Here is a 17,756-nt window from a genome sequence, read left to right on the forward strand (position 1 = left end):
GCATTGGGTAACTGGTATTACCCAAATTCCGTATTGATTCCGGCATTGTCTCAGGTAGAAGTGGTGATTTTGTTTTTGGTTGCCTATACCACTGTTTGGCCGGCAGTATTTGAGTGGTACACCTTATTGCATACTTTCCCAAAACTGGCTGTTAAATATTCGGCGGGCCCTAAAATCATATTACCAGGATACCCGTTATTGGCCATTGGCTTGGCGCTGATGGTCATTATGGTCTTTTATCCTTATCCATTCTTTTGGGCGCTTTGGATTGGCACAATGATGGTTTTCGCTGGGGTGTTGGTTGTTATGAAGATTCCTTCTCCGTTGAGTGAGCTGGCAAAAGGCAATTGGAGCCCGATGATATTGATTGCCTTGTCGTCTTTATTCAATGGCTTCTTCTGGGAAATGTGGAATTTTGGTAGCGCACACCCAACAGACCCGATTGCTAATCCAAACTATTGGGTGTATGACGTGCCCTATGTTAACGTCATACACCTTTTCTCTGAAATGCCATTAGAAGGCTATTTTGGCTATTTAGCATTTGGTTTGATGGTGTGGCTCATGTTTATTTGGGCGGGCAAAGTATTTGGTTTTGAGACGTATTTGCTGAAAGAGAACGACCGCAAATACAATAGTGACGTCTAAAGCTGTCAGACCTGGTGGTTTTGAACGATTTTTATGCTAATATTTTCCGAAATTACAATTTTATAGATAATGACTTTAAGAGGTTCAAATGCAACACAAGGCTGCCATCCAAGAAATGCTGACCCTGCAAAATGGTTTAAATGAAATGACCAATGGCGCAGATTGGCGATCAGGGATGACCCATTTAGGCAAAGAGATTGACTGGCGTCGTTGCATTGTTATGGAAGCGGCGGAGTTGGTTGATAGCTACCCGTGGAAACACTGGAAAAGCGTGGATGCGCAAGTTGATATCGAAAATGCTCGTGTTGAGTTGGTGGATATTTGGCACTTTCTATTGAGCTTAGCATTAGAGTATTTCGAACTGGATAAGGCAGTTGAATTGCTCAATAAAGCCTTAGCTGATAGCACCGATACGGATGAGTATGACTTGGATCATTTATCGATTCAGGGTCAAGTTCGCATTCATGAGATGATGATGGCGATCGCCTTGCAAAATGAGGATGTGACCGAAGAATATCTAGCGACTTTGGCGGAGGCATTTTTCCATAGCTGTCAGGTTGTTGACCTGGGCTTTGAACAGCTGTATCAGATTTATATGGCAAAGAATGTGTTAAATAAATTTCGGCAGGATCACGGCTATAAAGAGGGTACCTATCTTAAGGTCTGGAATGGCAAAGAAGATAATATGGTGATGTTTGAAATTATTGACACCCTCACGGAATTTTCTGCAGAGCAGTTGTATATTCGGCTGGTTGAAACCTACAAAACGGTTTCTTAAACGAATGTTCTAAATGGCCAGTCCTGGCCGTTTTTCAATTTAAATGAGATGTATTGTATGAATTTAGAGACTATTTTAAAGCGTCGTTATGCCACCAAAAAGTTTGATGCAAATCAACGTTTAACGGATGAACAATTTAAACAGGTTAAATCGCTGTTGAGATTAAGTCCGTCGTCCATTAACTCTCAACCTTGGCATTTTGTGATTGCCGATTCTGAAGCCGGTAAAGCACGCATTGCAAAAGGTGCGGAAGGTGCTTACGCATCTAACCAGCCTAAAATCCTGGATGCTTCACATGTGGTTTTATTTTGCGCTAAGACCGATATTTCGGATGCCTATTTGCAAAAGGTAACGGATCAGGAGGACCAGGATGGTCGTTTCCCTCAATCAGAAGCCAAAGCGATGGCGTTGAAAATCCGCGGTTTTTATACAGATTTACACCGAAAAGAATGGGATGATGTCGCTTGTTGGACGCAAAAGCAAGTGTATCTGAATATCGGTAATTTGTTGCTGGGCGCTGGATTGATTGGTGTTGATGCGGTACCGATCGAGGGCGTTGATTTGGAAGTTCTGAATCAGGAGTTTGACTTATCTGAACAAGGGTTAGCCGCTGTGGCAGTGGTGGCACTCGGCTTTCATGCCGAGGACGATTTTAATGCACAATTGCCAAAGTCTCGTTTTGATGAACAAGAGCTTTTTACCCTTTTATAGTGAACTTTAATCAAGGGCTATCATTGCGCAAACGGCAATAGGCTTTTCCAAAATGGCGGCTGTACGGGTAGGCGTTGCATTGTTAAGATGGCTTCACTTGTTTGTTATCTCTTCAACCCATATCAATAGAGCGAAATTATGAAAAATTCATACCCCCATTTATTTACCCCAATTCAATTAGGTGCTTTAGCGCTTCCAAACCGTATTGTCATGGCGCCGTTAACGCGTGCTCGGACAGAAGTTGACCATATTCCTACGGAGTTAATGGCGGAACACTATGCTCAACGTGCTAGTGGTGGCTTATTAATCGCAGAAGCAACTATGGCAATGGCTGGATGTAGTGCTTTTTGGAAGGAGCCGGGCATTTATTCCGAAGCGCAAATTGCGGGTTGGAAAGCGGTAACCGATGCCGTTCATGCTAAGGGTGGACGCATCGTGTTACAGATCTGGCATGGTGGACGAGCCTGTCACCCCGCTTTAAACAATGGCAAGGTACCGGTTTCAGCCAGTGCATTGGCGATTGAAGATGAAGTGCATACCCCAGAAGGTAAGTTACCCTACACCGTGCCACGGGCGCTCGGTTTAGAGGAAATTCCAGAGATTATTAAAGGCTTTAAGCAGGCTGCAATCAATGCTCAATTAGCGGGGTTTGATGGTGTTGAAGTCCATGGCGCGAACGGTTATTTATTAGATCAGTTTTTACGTGATGGCAGCAATCATCGCACCGATCAATATGGTGGTTCTATCGAAAATCGCGCGCGTTTGCTACTAGAAGTATTGGACGCCGTTTGTGAGGTATGGGGATCAGATCGTGTCGGCTTGCGGCTTTCTCCGTTGAACAGTTATAACAGTATGGTTGATAGCGATCCGGTCGCGCTAACCCAGTGGTTATGTCAGAGATTGAATGATTACAATTTGGCATATTTGCATGTGATGCGAGGGGATTTCTTTGGCGTCCAAAAAGCGGATGTGCTTGGGGTGGCACAACAGGTTTATCAAGGTAATTTGATGGGGAATATGGGCTATGACGCTGCAGAAGCGGAAGCAGAAATTGCAAAAGGTGCTTTAGCAACGGTCGCATTCGGTGTTAGCTACTTGGCCAACCCAGATTTACCTGAACGTTTGGCAGCAGGTGCAGAATTGAACCGGCCTGACCCTGATACTTTTTATAGTGGTGGTGCAAAAGGCTATACCGATTATCCGTTTATGGGGGATGAATAACCGTATGTGGGATCAACGTTATAGTGAGCCAGAATTTGCTTATGGCCAGAAACCAAATGATTTTTTGGTGGCATGTTTAGATGCCATTCCGGCAAAGAGCAAAATACTGTGCCTGGCGGAAGGGCAAGGGCGTAATGCGGTTTATCTCGCTCAACAAGGGCACGAGGTGACTGCGGTTGATCAGTCTAAAGTTGGGTTGCAAAGAGCTGAACAATTAGCTACTGAAAAAGGAGTGACCATTCATACAGTGGTGGCGGATTTAGCAGAATTTGATTTAGGTCAGCATCAATGGGATGCCATTGTCAGTATTGCTGCCCATTTGCCGCCAGCAATCAGGGAAAAAGTTCACCATCAAGTACAGGCGGCACTCAAGCCATCAGGCGAGTTTATTCTAGAAGCCTATTCACCGCAACACTTGAATTTACCTGGCATTGGTGGACCACCGCCCCATCAGGCAGAATTGTTAATGTCATTGGAACTTTTACAACAAGAATTAACTGGACTCAATTTCGAAATTGCTCATGAAATTGAGCGTCAGGTTGAAGAAGGACAATATCACTCTGGTCTGAGTGGTGTGGTGCAAGTGCTTGCCCGAAATCCTTGAAAACAGCAAAATTCAACCAGGCCTGGTTGAATTTTAGCCGTTCTAGGCTTAAGCGGACAAGTTGAAAACGACTAGCGCTTAATGTTGACGGTGGACTTAACTTGTTTCCAGTCTATCAAATATTGTTCGTCATCAAAGTTAAGAACCAGGTGTTTAATCGCATTTGGCTGAAATTCTGGATCGGTGGTATAGAACACATATTCCCAGTGATTTTTATTGAAGGGGTCTTGTCCAAGCGGAGGCCCAAGTAGTTCAACTACTTGGTCAGCCATTAACCCGGGTTGCAGCGCTTGAAGTACGTCAGGCTTGACCACTGTGCCTTGCGTTAGTGTGGGTTTATAGGGTTTGAAAAAGGTGCAAGCTGATAGGGTTGAAACTAAAAAGATCGATAGAGTTAAGAAGGCTGTTTTCATAGGGTTTGTCATAGAATCTTTATATTTTAAATCAATTTTTCGTTTATTATACAGACTCAAAAAATTTAAATAAGGAATCTTAAATTCGATGAGTAGTGCAGAGTTAAAGAAAGTGGGTTTAAAGGTTACCTTGCCTCGTTTAAAAATATTAGAAATTTTAGAGCAAAAGGGTGACGACCACCATTTAACAGCGGAAGATGTTTATAAAATTTTGATTGAACAAGGTGAAGATGTTGGCTTAGCCACCGTTTATCGGGTATTAACCCAGTTTGAGCAAGCCGGAATTGTACGCCGTTTAAACTTTGAAAATAACATTTCCGTTTTTGAATTGGACACGGGCGATAATCACGATCATTTAGTTTGCATTAAGACCGGTCGAGTCAAAGAATTTGTGGATCCAGTGATTGAACAACGCATAATCGAAATCGCCAAGGAGAAAGGGTATGACCTGTCAGCCCATTCGTTGGTGATTTACGGAACTTTTCAGGACAAAGAGGGTCTTGTCGACTAGCTTGAGCAACTGAGTTGAAACCCTTTTTGATTTGCTAGTGGAGGTTGTTGGTACTCACTCAGTGCAGAATGCGCATCAAAGGGGGATTGCAGCGCCTTAAGCCAAGTATGTAATGGTTGAGTGTCGCCTTGTTCCGCGGCGTTAATAATGTCTTGTGCAATATAGTTTCTTAACATCACGCTGGGATTACGCTGTTCCATTCGTTCACGCCAAACCGAATCTGTGATTTGTTCTTGTTTTATCCGTTTTTCTAAGTTAGTTAGCCAGTCAGAGAAAGCGTCGGGTTCCGGTAACAATTCTAAAAAAGTTGATTCTGAATCCGTTTGCCAAAGCGCCAACCGTCTAAAAAATAATGAATAGTCGATCGCATAGCGATTGAGTCTTTCCAATAATTCGATAATCAATGTCATATCTGCTGGTTGGGTGCTGTCCAGCCCCAATCTATGGAGCATCTGTTGTTGATAGTGTTGATGATACTGGTCAACAAACGCTTGTAATGACTGTTCTAATTGGCTGTTATCTACCCAATTGGCAAAGGCCGAGGCTAATATTTTGCAATTCCATAGTCCAATATTGGCTTGCTGGTTATAACCGTATCGGCCTTCATAGTCAGAGTGGTTGCAGATGAAATCGGCTTGATAATCATCCAAAAATGCATAAGGGCCAAAATCAAATGTTTCTCCCAGTATCGACATATTGTCGGTATTCATGACACCATGATTAAAACCAAAAGCTTTCCATTGCGCTAACAGCTTGGCGGTATTTTGGCAGGCCTGGTCAAAAATTAACCAGGCCTGCTGCTGAAATGGGTGCGTTTACCATTGTGGAAAGTGTTTTTGAATTACGAATGTAACCAGCGCTTGAAAATGATTCTTCCCTTGATTTACAGCCCATTGAAAGTGACCAAAACGAATATGACTGGGGGTCACCCGAATTAAGCTGGCACGCGGTTCTCGCGTTTCTCGTTTAACGCTTTCTGGGCTGGTAGCGATGGATAGGGCGCGTGTTGTCGGAATTCCTAATCCATAGAGGGCTTCGGAAGCTAAAAATTCGCGTATGCATGAACGCAATACCGCGCGCCCGTCTCCTTGTCTGGAGTAGGGGGTGCGCCCCGCACCTTTTAGGTGAAAGTCCCAGGCCTGGTTCTTTTGATCAATCCATTGCCCTAATAATAGTCCTCGGCCATCACCTAAGTCGGGATTATAGTAGCCAAATTGATGTCCCACATATTTTTGAGCAAGCGGTTGGCAGTCGACCTGCTGGAGCTGGCCCGAGGTTAAATCTAAGAGTTCGGTGGCATTCAGTGTGCAATTCAGTTGAGAAAGCAGTGCCTCATTTTGAATAACCAGTTGTGCATTGGTTTGAGGCTCTGGCTGTTGGTTGCTGTAAAAATCCGCTGGAAGCTGGGTGTAATCTTGTATCAGGTGTTTTTTTGACATAAAGCCGCGTCCGTTAAAAAATATCCTACCAATTTACTAGGTTTTTGTTTAAAATGCATCTTTGTTTTGCGCGTGATCAGCTCATAAAGGAAAAACAATCATGGATATTGGATCAACAGAACACCAATCTTTGTTGTACCGAACGATTTGGAGAATGGTGTTTAAAACCAGTTCGTTGGCTTTAATTTTAGGCGTTGTTTTGATGTTGCCGTCATTATTGCGGGAAAACGCTTTTTCATCGACGATGCTGGTATTAGGCTACGTCGTTATTGTGGGCGGAATCTTTTACGCTCTGTGGGTGGGGTGGAAAAAACACCGTGCCATTCAAAAAGCGTTCAAATCAATTTAAACACAGTAACCGCTTTTGCGGTTACATGATTTTGGTTCTTTCACGGGTGCCGTCAAGTGATTTGATGGCTTTATTAGCGCGTTTGAGAAGGGTTTGACTGTCTTCAGTTTCAGCGCGAATTTCTGTTACGCCTGCATGACTGGTTAAGCAAGTGGTTTCGCCCGCTTCTAGGTGAATGGTTTGGGCGGCAATGGTTTCTTGCGCCAATTTTGTAATTCGAAATGCATCAACTGCCTTAATTTCAGGTAACACCAGCATAAATTGATCACAACTCATTCGACCAATATAGCCTAAGTCTTTGACCACTTTGCTAATGGCATTAGCCGCAGTCAGGATGGCCTTGTCACCCATTTCATGGCCGTAAGCATCGGTAATTCGTTTAAAGCAATCTAAATTGATTTTAGCTAATGAAAGCGGTCTTTTATTCAGTCTTGCCTTATTAACCTCTTCATCAACAATACCCATAAAATAGTCGCGATTATAGAGGTCGGTTAAAGGGTCATGCGCGGAGAGCTTTTCAATTTGCTCTTCCATGTGCTTACGACTGGTAATGTTAATCGCTAGCCAAATTGCAGCAGGTTGATCATAGGCGTCTTCATTCAGGGTGTACACTCGGGCTTCGTACCATTGTCCTTCGGTAGTTGACAATGGCTCTATTCCTTGGACTTCGGTATCCGCTAATTGGTACTCAATTTCTTGAAGATGTTGTGATTGGATGGCTTTTCTCACCACTTTTAAGAAGCGTTCTGCCATCTTTTCGGGTAATACATCAAAATAATTTTTTCCGATCAGTGCGTGTCCGTCGGCATAAAGCGTTCGTTCCTGTCCACCAATGACATCCAAATAGGTTCCATCCTGACCCATGACAAAAATGGGATCGGGCATTGCATTGGCAATGGCTTCGATATGGGAGTGCATTTTGTCATATTGTGCTGCCATGCGATTTTTCCTTTTGCTAGTTAGGGTTAGAACAAAAATTAGTGTTTCATTACGGGTTTATATTTAATGCGGTGAGGCTGTGCGGCATCAGCCCCTTTACGGCGTTTAAGGTCTTCTTCGTAGTCAGAAAAATTGCCTTCGAACCATTCAACATGCGAATCCCCTTCAAAGGCGAGCATGTGGGTGGCGATACGGTCTAGGAACCAGCGGTCATGGGAAATAACCACTGCGCAGCCGGCAAAATCCAAGAGGGCTTCTTCTAAAGCTCGTAAGGTTTCGACATCCAAGTCGTTGGTTGGTTCATCAAGTAATAGTAGGTTGCCGCCACTACGTAGCGTTTTGGCTAGGTGAACACGATTGCGCTCACCACCTGATAATTGACTGATGTATTTCTGTTGGTCATTGCCTTTAAAGTTGAAGCGACCACAATAAGCTCGTGCATTGATTTCAATATTGCCGACCATAAAAATATCATCGCCGCCAGAAATTTCCTCATAAACGGTTTTATTGTCATCAAGTGCGTCTCGAGATTGATCGACATACGACAGCTGTACTGTTTCACCAAATTCAATGTTGCCGGAATCCGGTTGTTCATGGCCCGTCAGCATTTTAAACAGCGTGGATTTACCCGCACCATTCGGGCCGATAATGCCCACAATGCCGCCTGGTGGAAGGCTAAAGTTTAGATCGTCAATGAGTAGCCGGTCATCAAAGCTCTTATTGAGATGAGACACTTCCACCACTTTATCGCCGAGGCGTTCTGCAACTGGGATAAAGATTTCTTTGGTTTCATTACGTTTTTGAGATTCTTGGCTGCTCAGCTCTTCAAAACGCGCTAAACGTGCTTTAGATTTGGCATGACGGCCTTTGGCATTAGAGCGCACCCATTCTAATTCGTGTTGAATGGTTTTCATGCGAGCGTCTTCTTGCTTGGCCTCCATTTCTAGACGTTTTTCTTTTTGTTCTAGCCAAGAAGAATAGTTGCCTTCATACGGAATTCCTTGGCCACGATCTAACTCAAGAATCCATTGGGCGGCATTGTCTAAGAAGTAACGGTCATGAGTGATTGCCACAACGGTACCACTGAATTCGAGTAAGAAACGCTCTAACCAAGCGATGGATTCTGCATCCAAGTGGTTGGTTGGCTCATCGAGTAACAGCATATCGGGTTTTTCAAGGAGTAATTTGCACAGCGCAACACGACGACGCTCCCCGCCAGAAAGTTTGGTGACATCCGCATCCCAAGCTGGGAGTCTTAGTGCATCAGCGGCGATTTCAAGAGTTCTTTCTAAGTTGTGGCCATCTTTGGCTTGGATTAGGTCTTCGATTTCAGCTTGCTTTTTAGCCAGGGCATCAAAGTCAGCGTCGGGTTCTGCATAGGCAGCATAAACGGCATCCAAATCCGCTAGTGCATCTTTAATTTCTTTAACCGCCAGCTCGATATTGCCTTTGACATCCAATTCTGGATCAAGCTGGGGTTCTTGCGGTAGGTATCCTACTTTGATACCTGGTTGTGGACGTGCTTCACCAATAATGTCTTGATCGATACCCGCCATAATTTTTAAAAGGGTCGATTTCCCTGCACCATTCAACCCGAGGACGCCGATCTTAGCGCCAGGAAAAAAGGACAATGAAATATCTTTTAAAATGTATTTATTGGGGGGAACCACTTTTCCAACACGGTTCATGGTGTAAACAAATTGTGCCACGCGCTCACCTCTAATCGAATAATTGTTTGCTTGGTTTGTTTGTAGAATGCTATGACGACACAAACGTCGTTCAGTAAAAAACATAACTTTACCGAAAAAGTGTCGTTTAATAAAGTTTTATCCTTAGAGAATCAGTTTAAATTCAGCTTTGCTTGATAAGCTAGGCGGTTTGTCTGGCGTTCATTTTGACCAGTCCTGGATTAGCTAGTAATTAATTAGACGATATAACTGGCTTTACAGTGGTGAAAGTTGCTGATAATTGGTAAAATTCGCTTTTCATAATTTTTTTGTTTGGAGACTTAAAAGCATGTTTGACAAGAATATGACCATCGCTGGCTATGATGACGTTTTGGCAGAAGCCATGAATGCAGAGGCACAACGTCAGGAAGACCATATTGAATTGATTGCTTCCGAAAATTACACCAGTCCTAGAGTGATGGAAGCCCAGGGATCGGTATTGACGAATAAATATGCGGAAGGGTATCCAGGCAAGCGTTATTACGGTGGCTGTGAACATGTTGATGTGGTTGAACAGCTTGCCATTGACCGCGCTAAAGCGTTATTTGGAGCGGATTATGCCAATGTACAACCGCATTCAGGTTCTCAAGCCAATGCACCTGTTTATATGGCGTTATTACAACCTGGCGATACGGTATTAGGCATGAGCTTAGCACATGGTGGTCATTTAACCCACGGCTCGCATGTCAGTTTTTCTGGAAAAATATATCATGCGGTACAGTATGGGTTAAATGCCGAAACCGGTGAAATTGATTATGAAGAAGTGGCCAGATTGGCTGAAGAACATAAGCCTAAGATGATTATCGCTGGCTTTTCGGCCTACTCTCAAGTCGTAGACTGGCAAAGATTTCGTGAAATTGCCGACGCGGTTGGTGCTTATTTAATGGTCGATATGGCGCATGTGGCCGGTCTGGTTGCCGCAGGAATTTATCCTAATCCAGTTCCAATTGCTGATGTGGTGACTACTACCACTCATAAAACGCTAAGAGGTCCAAGAAGCGGCTTGATTCTAGCGAAATCCAATCCTGAAATTGAAAAGAAACTGAATTCGGCTATTTTCCCTGGCGCTCAGGGTGGTCCGTTGATGCACGTTATTGCAGCGAAAGCCGTTGCATTTAAAGAAGCGATGGAACCAGCCTTTAAAGACTATGCTAAACAAGTGGTTGTTAATGCGCAGGCGATGGCTAAAGTGTTTATGGAGCGCGGGTTTGATGTCGTTTCCAAAGGCACCAAAAATCATCTGTTCTTGGTGAGCTTTATTGAGCAAGGGCTAACCGGTAAATTAGTGGATGCGGCTTTGGGTGCAGCGCACATTACTATTAATAAAAACTCGGTACCAAATGACCCTATGTCACCTTTTGTTACCAGTGGTATCCGTGTCGGTACAGCAGCCTCAACAACACGTGGTTTTACTGAAGCGGATTCGATTGAGTTAGCGAACTGGATGTGCGATGTGATCGACAGTTGTGATCAGTCATCTGAGTCTTGGGATGAAACGGTCGTGTCGGAAGTCAGTGAAAAAGTGAAAACCTTGTGCGCCCAGCGTCCAGTGTACGGTTAAGCTAAAGCTAAGGTTTCATCAATAACTTAAGGCAGTTCAATGCATTGTCCTTTTTGTAGTACACCGGATACCCGTGTGATTGACTCTCGCTTGTCAACGGAAGGCATGCAGGTCCGCCGACGTCGGGAGTGTATGAGTTGCGGTGAGCGCTTTACCACCTACGAAGCGGTGGAGTTAAGCTTGCCAAGAGTCATTAAATCGGATGGCAATCGCGAAAGGTTTGATGAATCCAAAATCCGACGGGGTTTGGTTAAAGCTTTAGAAAAGCGCCCAGTAGAAAGTGATGCCATCGAGCAGGTGGTGAACCGCATTGAAAAGCAACTGACCTCAGAAGGGGTTCGAGAAGTCCCCTCTTCACGAATTGGCGAGTTACTGATGGAAGCCTTGCGAGAACTTGATCAAGTGGCATATGTCCGTTTTGCATCGGTTTATCGGTCATTTCAAGATGTAAACGCCTTTCGGGAAGAAATTGAAAAGCTGGTTACCGCGACTAAATCGCATTAAAGCAGGACACTCGCTTAAGGAGGCCTATGGGCTTTTCGGAATGGGATGAAAAAATGATGCGTCGGGCATTAAGCCTGGCTAAGCAGGGACAATTTTCAGCAAGACCCAATCCAGCTGTTGGTTGTGTGATCACTCAGCAAGATCGTGTGATTGCCGAAGGTTGGCATCAAAAAGCCGGTGAACCTCATGCGGAAAGAGTCGCTTTGGCGTCTGCTTCCGAACCCGTCAAGGGTGCGACCATTTATGTCACGTTGGAGCCTTGCAGTCATTTTGGTCGGACGCCGCCTTGTGCTGATGCACTGATTGACGCTTCGGTGGCAAGAGTGGTGGTGGCCATGCAGGACCCAAATCCACAGGTAGCTGGCTCGGGAATTCAACGATTACGGGATGCGGGCATTCAGGTAGACGTTGGGTTGTTGGTTTTTGAAGCTGAAGTGCTGAATAAAGGCTTTAACTTTGCCATGCGCCATCTACGGCCATTGGTGCAACTGAAGATGGCAAGCAGTTTAGATGGGCGCACGGCGATGGCCAGTGGGGAGAGTCAGTGGATTACGGGAGCTGCATCTCGTCAAAAAGTGCAATGGCTTAGAGCAGAGCAGGATGCGATGTTAACGGGTATTGGTACGGTATTGCACGATGATCCCAGTTTGACGGTTCGCTTGGATCAGACCAGTATGGATGTGCAACAATTACACAGGGATGCAGCCTTTCAGCCGATTCGAGTCGTTTTGGATCCCCGTTTAAAGCTTCCTCTGACGGCAAAATTAATTGATTTACCGGGTCAAGTGGTGGTCATGGCGGCCGAATCGACTTTGACATCACAGCCACAAAAACTGGAACAGTTGCAGCAAAAGGGGGTAGCCGTACATGGCGTTGTTGAGCAGCAAACAGGTCAGTTAGATTTAAAGGCAGTTTTAACCCTTTTGTGGCAAACTTATCAGGTACAACGGTTAATGGTGGAAGCCGGCGCAAGACTTGCTGGTGCGTTGATTCAAGCAAAGTTGGTGGATGAGTTTCATTTGTTTAGCGCGCCAGTTCTCTTGGGTGATGCAGCAAGGCCTTTGTGTTTTTTACCCGGGCTGGACAAAATGGCTGATAAAATTCAATGGGATTTACAGTCGGTCGAGATGTTAGGCGCGGATATTTATCTACAGTTGACGCCCAAAAAATAAACCGCAACGAGGAAGCTATGTTTACAGGAATTATCGAGTCGGAAGGTAAACTCAAAAAAATCGAACCGGTTAAGGGCGATTATCGCATGACCATTCAGGTAGGAAAAATGTCGCTTGAGGATGTCAAAATTGGTGACAGTATTGCCTGTAATGGCGTTTGCTTAACGGCGATTGCGTTGGAATCGGATGCTTATGTGGCCGATGTTTCGGCAGAAACCTTAAAAGTCACCACGCTTGGAAATTTGCAATTAGGTGCCCCCGTGAATTTGGAAAAAGCCTTACGGTTACAAGATCGTTTAGGGGGGCACTTGGTGAGTGGTCATGTCGATGGGGTCGGTGAAGTGGTGGCAATTGAGCAAGATGCGCGCTCTTGGCGTTATCAAATTCGTGCACCTAAAGCGTTAAGCCGCTATATTGCTGCGAAAGGGTCGATTTGCATTAATGGAATCAGCTTGACGGTCAATCATGTCGATTGGGAGCTGTTTGACGTCAATATTGTGCCGCACACTCGTCAAGAAACCACGATTCGAACTTTTGAAGTGGGTACTCAGGTGAATTTAGAAGTGGATTTATTAGCGCGGTATATTGAGCGGATGTTGACTCAAGAGTCGGATGAGTCGGAAAAAGAGACGCTTACTCGTGAAAAACTGGCAGAGCATGGTTTTGGCTAGCGAATGAATTAAAGTATCCAGGCGACAGCTGTCGTAAAATGCACTTAACATAGAATTGAAAACGAGAATACATTATGGAACTAAATACGACCGAAGAGCTGATTGAAGATTATCGTCGAGGTAAGATGATTATCTTAATGGATGATGAAGATCGTGAGAACGAAGGGGATTTGATGATACCTGCTAGTGCGATTACACCAGAGCATATTAACTTTATGGCGCGTTATGGTCGTGGTTTAATTTGTTTGACCTTGACCAAGGAGCGTTGTCAGCAATTGCACCTGCCATTGATGACTCGGCATAATGAAGATTCTTTGGGAACCAGCTTTACCGTTTCTATTGAAGCCGCAGAGGGCGTCACCACCGGGATTTCGGCGGCAGATAGAGCGATGACAATTTTGGCCGCGATTGGGTCGGATGCCAAACCGTCTGATATTGTGACACCGGGCCATGTGTTTCCGATTATGGCAAAGCCTGGTGGAGTGCTTGAACGCGCAGGGCATACCGAATCCGGTTGCGACCTTTCTCGTTTAGCGGGGTTGGAGCCTGCATCTGTCATTGTTGAGATTATGAATGAAGATGGCACCATGGCAAGGCGTGATGACTTGGAAATTTTTGCCAAGGAACACGACCTAAAACTGGGTACGGTGGCTGATTTAATTCAGTATCGTTTGAAAAATGAAAAGACCATTGAGCGGGTTTCTGAGTGTCAATTGCCGACTGAATACGGACAGTTCCGCTTGATGGGGTATGAAGATATTCTAGAGCATCGTGCGCACATGGCATTAGTGCATGGCAAACTGGATCCTGAAAAACCGACTTTGGTGCGGGTGCATATGCTCGATACCTTGTGTGATTTGTTTGATTCGAAACGGAGCGAATGCGGTTGGTCGCTCCGCGCGGCGATGAAGCAAATAGCGCAAGCCGAATCTGGTGTGATTGTTATCTTGCGTAAGCACGAAGAAGGTGCAGAATTACTGGATAAAATTCAACAGTACCAGCTTAAGGATAGGGGTATTCATTCTCCAGAAAGCCATAGTGAAGATGATACTAAAACCTATGGTTTGGGCGCACAGATTTTATCCGATCTAGGTTTAACCAAGCTCAAAGTTATTGGTTCCGCTTGGCCAATGAATGCGCTGAGTGGTTTTGGATTAGAAATTGTTGAAAATGTTGATAAACAAATAAGTAAAGAAGAGGCATAAACATGAACATTATTGAAGGTCACCTAACGGCAGAAGGCATGAAAATTGGATTGGTTGTTGGACGTTTCAACAGCTTTATTGTTGATAGCTTGGTGAAAGGCGCGATCGATACTATCGTGCGTCATGGCGGTAGTATGGACAATATCGACCAAGTAATGGTGCCAGGTGCTTTTGAAATTCCAGTAGTGGTTCAAAAAATGGCAGCCTCTGGGAAATATGACACTGTTGTTGCTTTAGGGGCAGTTATCCGTGGCGGAACGCCGCATTTTGATTATGTTGCTGGAGAATGTGTTAAAGGTATTGGCCAAGTAGCATTAAGCTCAGGCGTCCCAGTTTCTTTTGGTGTTTTGACCGTGGATTCGATTGAACAAGCCATTGAACGAGCAGGCACTAAAGCTGGAAACAAGGGTGAAGAATGTACTCTAGCCGCAATTGAAACGGTTAATGTTTTAAAACAACTATAAGGCTATTAAGCTCAATGAAATTACCAGATATTAAGCCTGGCGAAGGTGAAGAAGTTGTCGAAGAAGAAGTGTCGGTCAGTATTAGAACGCGGACACGACGCGTTGCTTTGCAGGCGCTTTACCAATGGCAGGTCAATCGTTCTGACGTATTGGACCTTATTAAACAGTTCTCAGAGTCTGGACGATTGGATGCAATTGATGCGGCTTTATTTCAAGAAATTGTCAATGATGTTATTCAGCAAGCTGACAGCCTAGATGCCCTGTATCAGCCGTACTTAGATCGGGCTGTGACCATGATTGATCCGATTGAAAAGAACATTTTGCGCATGGCGGTTCAGGAGTTGCAGCATAAAATTGAAATTCCGTATCGAGTAGTCATTAATGAAGCCGTGGAATTAGCAAAACGGTTTGGTGCGGAAGACAGTCACAAATATGTGAATGGCATTTTGGATAAGGTTTCTCAGGATCTGAGAGTGCTTGAAAAAGGCCAACCTCAGTCATAGTCGCGAATCAATCGCAATGTTTGATTTATTTGAGCCAGAGTTTACTCTGGCTTTTTTGTGAGTTGTGTCTTGTGTTAGATCGTTGGCTCAATTCAAGAAAGGATGGAAAATCATGGCACATGAATTTGATGTGATTGATCAGTTTTTTAAACCGCTGTCTAAGTCAAAACAGATGCAGTCCCCTCTAGATATCGGCATTGGCGATGATGGCGCGGTGCTGTCTTGTCAGCCGGGTTCCCAGTTGGTGGTGGTGACGGATACGTTGATTGAAGGGGTGCATTTTCTTCGAGAAACAGAAGCTTACGATATCGCTTGGAAAGCCTTGGCAGTCAATCTTAGTGACTTGGCGGCAATGGGAGCTGTACCGGCCTTTTTTTCTTTGGCATTGACCTTGCCAAGGTCACTATTGGGCTCACAAAATAGCCAGGCCTGGTTAAAATCCTTTAGCCGGGGGTTATCTGACCTTGCTTCGCAATACGATATTGCTTTGGTTGGGGGTGATACCACCCATGCGGATCAACTTTCGATTACCATTACTGCGCAGGGTTGGGTTGAAACAGGTCAAGCGATTACCCGAGGGGGGGCACAACCCGGAGATGATATCTATGTTTCTGGGACTATCGGTGATGGGGGGCTGGGGTTGAAAATGCTGCAATCCTCAACGCACTCCAGCAACGTCTTGGCTGAAAATTCAGCGGTTATCAAACTCAACCGTCCTCAGCCGAGACTGGATTTGGGTCGGGCACTCCAGGGCGTTGCCACCAGTGCCATTGATATTTCAGATGGCTTATTGGCGGATTTAAATCATATTCTGCAAGTTTCTGCCGTCGGGGCAGTGGTGGAAACCACTGATATTCCGATTTCAGAAGGGATGCAGCAATACTTAGCAGAAATAAAAGATTGGGCCTTTCCGTTCCGCTGCGGTGATGACTATGAACTGTGCTTTACCGTTCCGCGCAGTAAGGTTGATTTGGTTGTACAGATTTCAGATGAGTTGGCCTTGCCTTTAACCCGAATTGGTCAAATTAGTAAGGATCAAGGACGTTTGTTACTCGAGAAGGGGGGGCAGCTAGTTACGCTTGACAAGGGTTTGGGCTTCGAGCATTTTTAGCGACTGATTTTAATTTCTCGACAGAGAATCGCCTCTGTCGATTTGATAACCTAAGCGCGCAGCGATTAAGTCTTTTTTTCGCGGCGTGCTTGCACACCTTCTGCTAGGGTTTGTAGAACATCAATGCTGTCTTCCCAATTGATGCAGGCATCGGTGATGCTTTGACCATAAACCAATGGTTGATTGGGTTGAGGGTCTTGTCTACCACCGACTAAGTGACTTTCAACCATAACCCCCATAATGTGATCAGACCCTTTTGCCAATTGCGCCTTAACCGATGCTGATACTTCAATCTGCTTCTGGTGTTGTTTATTACTATTGGCATGACTGCAATCAATCATTAGTCTTGACTGAACTTGGGCTTTTTCAAGCTGTGATACCGCATCTTGAACACTGTCTTCATCATAGTTAGGGCCATCGTTGCCACCACGTAAGATAACGTGACAGTCAGGGTTGCCGCTGGTTGAGAAGATAGCCGAATGTCCCATTTTTGTCAGTGACATAAAAATATGAGGATTGTTGGCCGCGCGAATAGCATCTACGGCTATTTTAAATCCACCGTCTGTACCGTTTTTAAAACCAACGGGGCAGGACAGGCCTGAAGCCAGTTCACGGTGCCCTTGGCTTTCGGTTGTGCGGGCACCAATGGCACCCCAGGAGATCAAATCGGCAATGTACTGAGGGGAAATTAAATCCAAGAATTCGGTGGCACAGGGTACCCCCATGTCGTTGATATTGACTAACAGTTCACGGGCGACTTCTAACCCTTTGTTAATCTCAAAAGATTCATTGAGATTCGGGTCGTTAATCAATCCTTTCCAGCCAACAGTGGTACGAGGCTTTTCAAAATAAACTCGCATCACAATCAGTAGATCTTGTTGATGCTGTGCAATTTGTTGTTTTAAACGTTGCGCATATTCTTTGGCAGCATCGGGATCATGGATAGAGCAAGGGCCGATGACCACTAAAATCCGGTCATCTTCCCCGTTAAGAATATTGTGGATCTGTTGACGAGTGTTATAAACGGTTTCAGTGGCCTGTTCAGACATTGGGAATTGTTCGTGAAGTGCTTGAGGCGCGCGCACTTCGGTAATGCTTTTAATTCTTAAGTCATCCGTTTGATAGGTCGTCATGTTACATCTCTATACTGTTGTTTGGGGCTGGCAGATTAAAAAGCGATATTATGCCATTTTTTCAGTTATCTAGGCGGTAAAATTGCCTGACAAAT

The 17,756-nt window shown here is 44.8% G+C and carries 19 protein-coding genes and 1 pseudogene; 15 read left to right on the top strand and 5 right to left on the bottom strand.

Annotated elements, in window-relative coordinates; all coding sequences use genetic code 11:
• The 5 genes from CYQ88_RS11505 to CYQ88_RS06285 all read left to right on the top strand — a co-directional run.
• Nucleotides 1-645 (top strand): hypothetical protein (locus CYQ88_RS11505; RefSeq protein WP_199170173.1); only part of this gene is annotated, 645 nt, incomplete at its 5' end.
• A gap of 88 nt (nucleotides 646-733) precedes the next feature.
• Nucleotides 734-1,423: a dUTP diphosphatase gene (locus tag CYQ88_RS06270; protein WP_101840507.1), complete on the top strand. Its 690-nt coding sequence runs from the start codon at nucleotides 734-736 to the stop codon at nucleotides 1,421-1,423.
• Between the two features lie 57 nt (nucleotides 1,424-1,480).
• Nucleotides 1,481-2,134 carry an oxygen-insensitive NAD(P)H nitroreductase gene (nfsB, locus tag CYQ88_RS06275; protein ID WP_101840508.1) on the top strand — a complete coding sequence of 218 codons (654 nt, stop codon included), beginning with the start codon at nucleotides 1,481-1,483 and terminating at the stop codon, nucleotides 2,132-2,134.
• Between the two features lie 138 nt (nucleotides 2,135-2,272).
• Entirely contained in the window at nucleotides 2,273-3,355 is a 1,083-nt protein-coding gene (locus CYQ88_RS06280; protein ID WP_101840509.1) for an alkene reductase, read from the top strand.
• 4 nt (nucleotides 3,356-3,359) lie between these two features.
• Nucleotides 3,360-3,959, top strand: a complete 600-nt coding sequence (locus tag CYQ88_RS06285) for a bifunctional 2-polyprenyl-6-hydroxyphenol methylase/3-demethylubiquinol 3-O-methyltransferase UbiG (RefSeq protein ID WP_101840599.1) — start codon at nucleotides 3,360-3,362, stop codon at nucleotides 3,957-3,959.
• 71 nt (nucleotides 3,960-4,030) lie between these two features.
• Here CYQ88_RS06285 and CYQ88_RS06290 read toward each other — a convergent pair whose 3' ends face one another.
• Nucleotides 4,031-4,372 carry an outer membrane protein assembly factor BamE gene (locus CYQ88_RS06290; protein ID WP_233188829.1) on the bottom strand — a complete coding sequence of 114 codons (342 nt, stop codon included), beginning with the start codon at nucleotides 4,370-4,372 and terminating at the stop codon, nucleotides 4,031-4,033.
• A gap of 88 nt (nucleotides 4,373-4,460) precedes the next feature.
• On the opposite strand from CYQ88_RS06290, the gene fur reads away from it, so the two are divergent.
• The gene (gene fur, locus CYQ88_RS06295) at nucleotides 4,461-4,883 is read left to right on the top strand and encodes a ferric iron uptake transcriptional regulator (RefSeq protein ID WP_101840511.1); all 423 of its coding nucleotides are present in this window, start codon (nucleotides 4,461-4,463) and stop codon (nucleotides 4,881-4,883) included.
• Here fur and CYQ88_RS06300 read toward each other — a convergent pair.
• Nucleotides 4,880-6,322: pseudogene (locus CYQ88_RS06300) on the bottom strand (YdiU family protein). The gene fur and the pseudogene CYQ88_RS06300 overlap by 4 nt on opposite strands.
• Before the next feature lie 100 nt (nucleotides 6,323-6,422).
• Between CYQ88_RS06300 and CYQ88_RS06305 the strand changes: the two are divergent.
• On the top strand, nucleotides 6,423-6,671 hold the full coding sequence (locus CYQ88_RS06305; RefSeq protein WP_101840512.1) for a hypothetical protein: 249 nt from the start codon (nucleotides 6,423-6,425) through the stop codon (nucleotides 6,669-6,671).
• A 21-nt stretch (nucleotides 6,672-6,692) separates the two neighbouring features.
• On the opposite strand, the gene CYQ88_RS06310 is transcribed toward CYQ88_RS06305, so the two are convergent.
• Together CYQ88_RS06310 and ettA are read right to left on the bottom strand one after the other, a co-directional pair.
• Nucleotides 6,693-7,610, bottom strand: coding sequence for a sensor domain-containing diguanylate cyclase (locus CYQ88_RS06310; protein ID WP_101840513.1), 918 nt, complete (start codon nucleotides 7,608-7,610; stop codon nucleotides 6,693-6,695).
• 38 nt (nucleotides 7,611-7,648) lie between these two features.
• Entirely contained in the window at nucleotides 7,649-9,319 is a 1,671-nt protein-coding gene (gene ettA / locus CYQ88_RS06315) for an energy-dependent translational throttle protein EttA (protein WP_101840600.1), read from the bottom strand.
• Between the two features lie 307 nt (nucleotides 9,320-9,626).
• Between ettA and glyA the strand changes: the two genes are divergently transcribed.
• The 8 genes from glyA to thiL all read left to right on the top strand — a co-directional run bounded on the left by glyA (nucleotide 9,627) and on the right by thiL (nucleotide 16,528).
• Entirely contained in the window at nucleotides 9,627-10,898 is a 1,272-nt protein-coding gene (gene glyA / locus CYQ88_RS06320) for a serine hydroxymethyltransferase (protein ID WP_101840514.1), read from the top strand.
• Between the two features lie 39 nt (nucleotides 10,899-10,937).
• Nucleotides 10,938-11,402, top strand: a complete 465-nt coding sequence (gene nrdR / locus CYQ88_RS06325; protein ID WP_101840515.1) for a transcriptional regulator NrdR — start codon at nucleotides 10,938-10,940, stop codon at nucleotides 11,400-11,402.
• A gap of 26 nt (nucleotides 11,403-11,428) precedes the next feature.
• A complete protein-coding gene (ribD, locus tag CYQ88_RS06330) occupies nucleotides 11,429-12,574 on the top strand; it encodes a bifunctional diaminohydroxyphosphoribosylaminopyrimidine deaminase/5-amino-6-(5-phosphoribosylamino)uracil reductase RibD (RefSeq protein ID WP_101840516.1) in 1,146 nt (381 codons plus the stop codon).
• 17 nt (nucleotides 12,575-12,591) lie between these two features.
• Entirely contained in the window at nucleotides 12,592-13,245 is a 654-nt protein-coding gene (locus CYQ88_RS06335; RefSeq protein ID WP_101840517.1) for a riboflavin synthase, read from the top strand.
• 74 nt (nucleotides 13,246-13,319) lie between these two features.
• Nucleotides 13,320-14,450, top strand: coding sequence for a bifunctional 3,4-dihydroxy-2-butanone-4-phosphate synthase/GTP cyclohydrolase II (gene ribBA / locus CYQ88_RS06340; protein WP_101840518.1), 1,131 nt, complete (start codon nucleotides 13,320-13,322; stop codon nucleotides 14,448-14,450).
• Nucleotides 14,447-14,914 (top strand): 6,7-dimethyl-8-ribityllumazine synthase, encoded by a 468-nt coding sequence (ribE, locus tag CYQ88_RS06345; protein WP_369827536.1) that lies wholly within the window; start codon nucleotides 14,447-14,449, stop codon nucleotides 14,912-14,914. The genes ribBA and ribE overlap by 4 nt, the downstream gene beginning before the upstream one ends.
• 14 nt (nucleotides 14,915-14,928) lie before the next feature.
• Nucleotides 14,929-15,417: a transcription antitermination factor NusB gene (gene nusB, locus CYQ88_RS06350; protein WP_101840520.1), complete on the top strand. Its 489-nt coding sequence runs from the start codon at nucleotides 14,929-14,931 to the stop codon at nucleotides 15,415-15,417.
• 112 nt (nucleotides 15,418-15,529) lie between these two features.
• Nucleotides 15,530-16,528 (top strand): thiamine-phosphate kinase, encoded by a 999-nt coding sequence (thiL, locus tag CYQ88_RS06355; protein WP_101840521.1) that lies wholly within the window; start codon nucleotides 15,530-15,532, stop codon nucleotides 16,526-16,528.
• A gap of 65 nt (nucleotides 16,529-16,593) precedes the next feature.
• On the opposite strand, the gene aroG is transcribed toward thiL, so the two are convergent.
• On the bottom strand, nucleotides 16,594-17,661 hold the full coding sequence (aroG, locus tag CYQ88_RS06360) for a 3-deoxy-7-phosphoheptulonate synthase AroG (RefSeq protein WP_101840522.1): 1,068 nt from the start codon (nucleotides 17,659-17,661) through the stop codon (nucleotides 16,594-16,596).
• Nucleotides 17,662-17,756: the final 95 nt, after the last annotated feature.

Source organism: Hydrogenovibrio sp. SC-1, assembly GCF_002848135.1.
Lineage (GTDB): Bacteria > Pseudomonadota > Gammaproteobacteria > Thiomicrospirales > Thiomicrospiraceae > Hydrogenovibrio.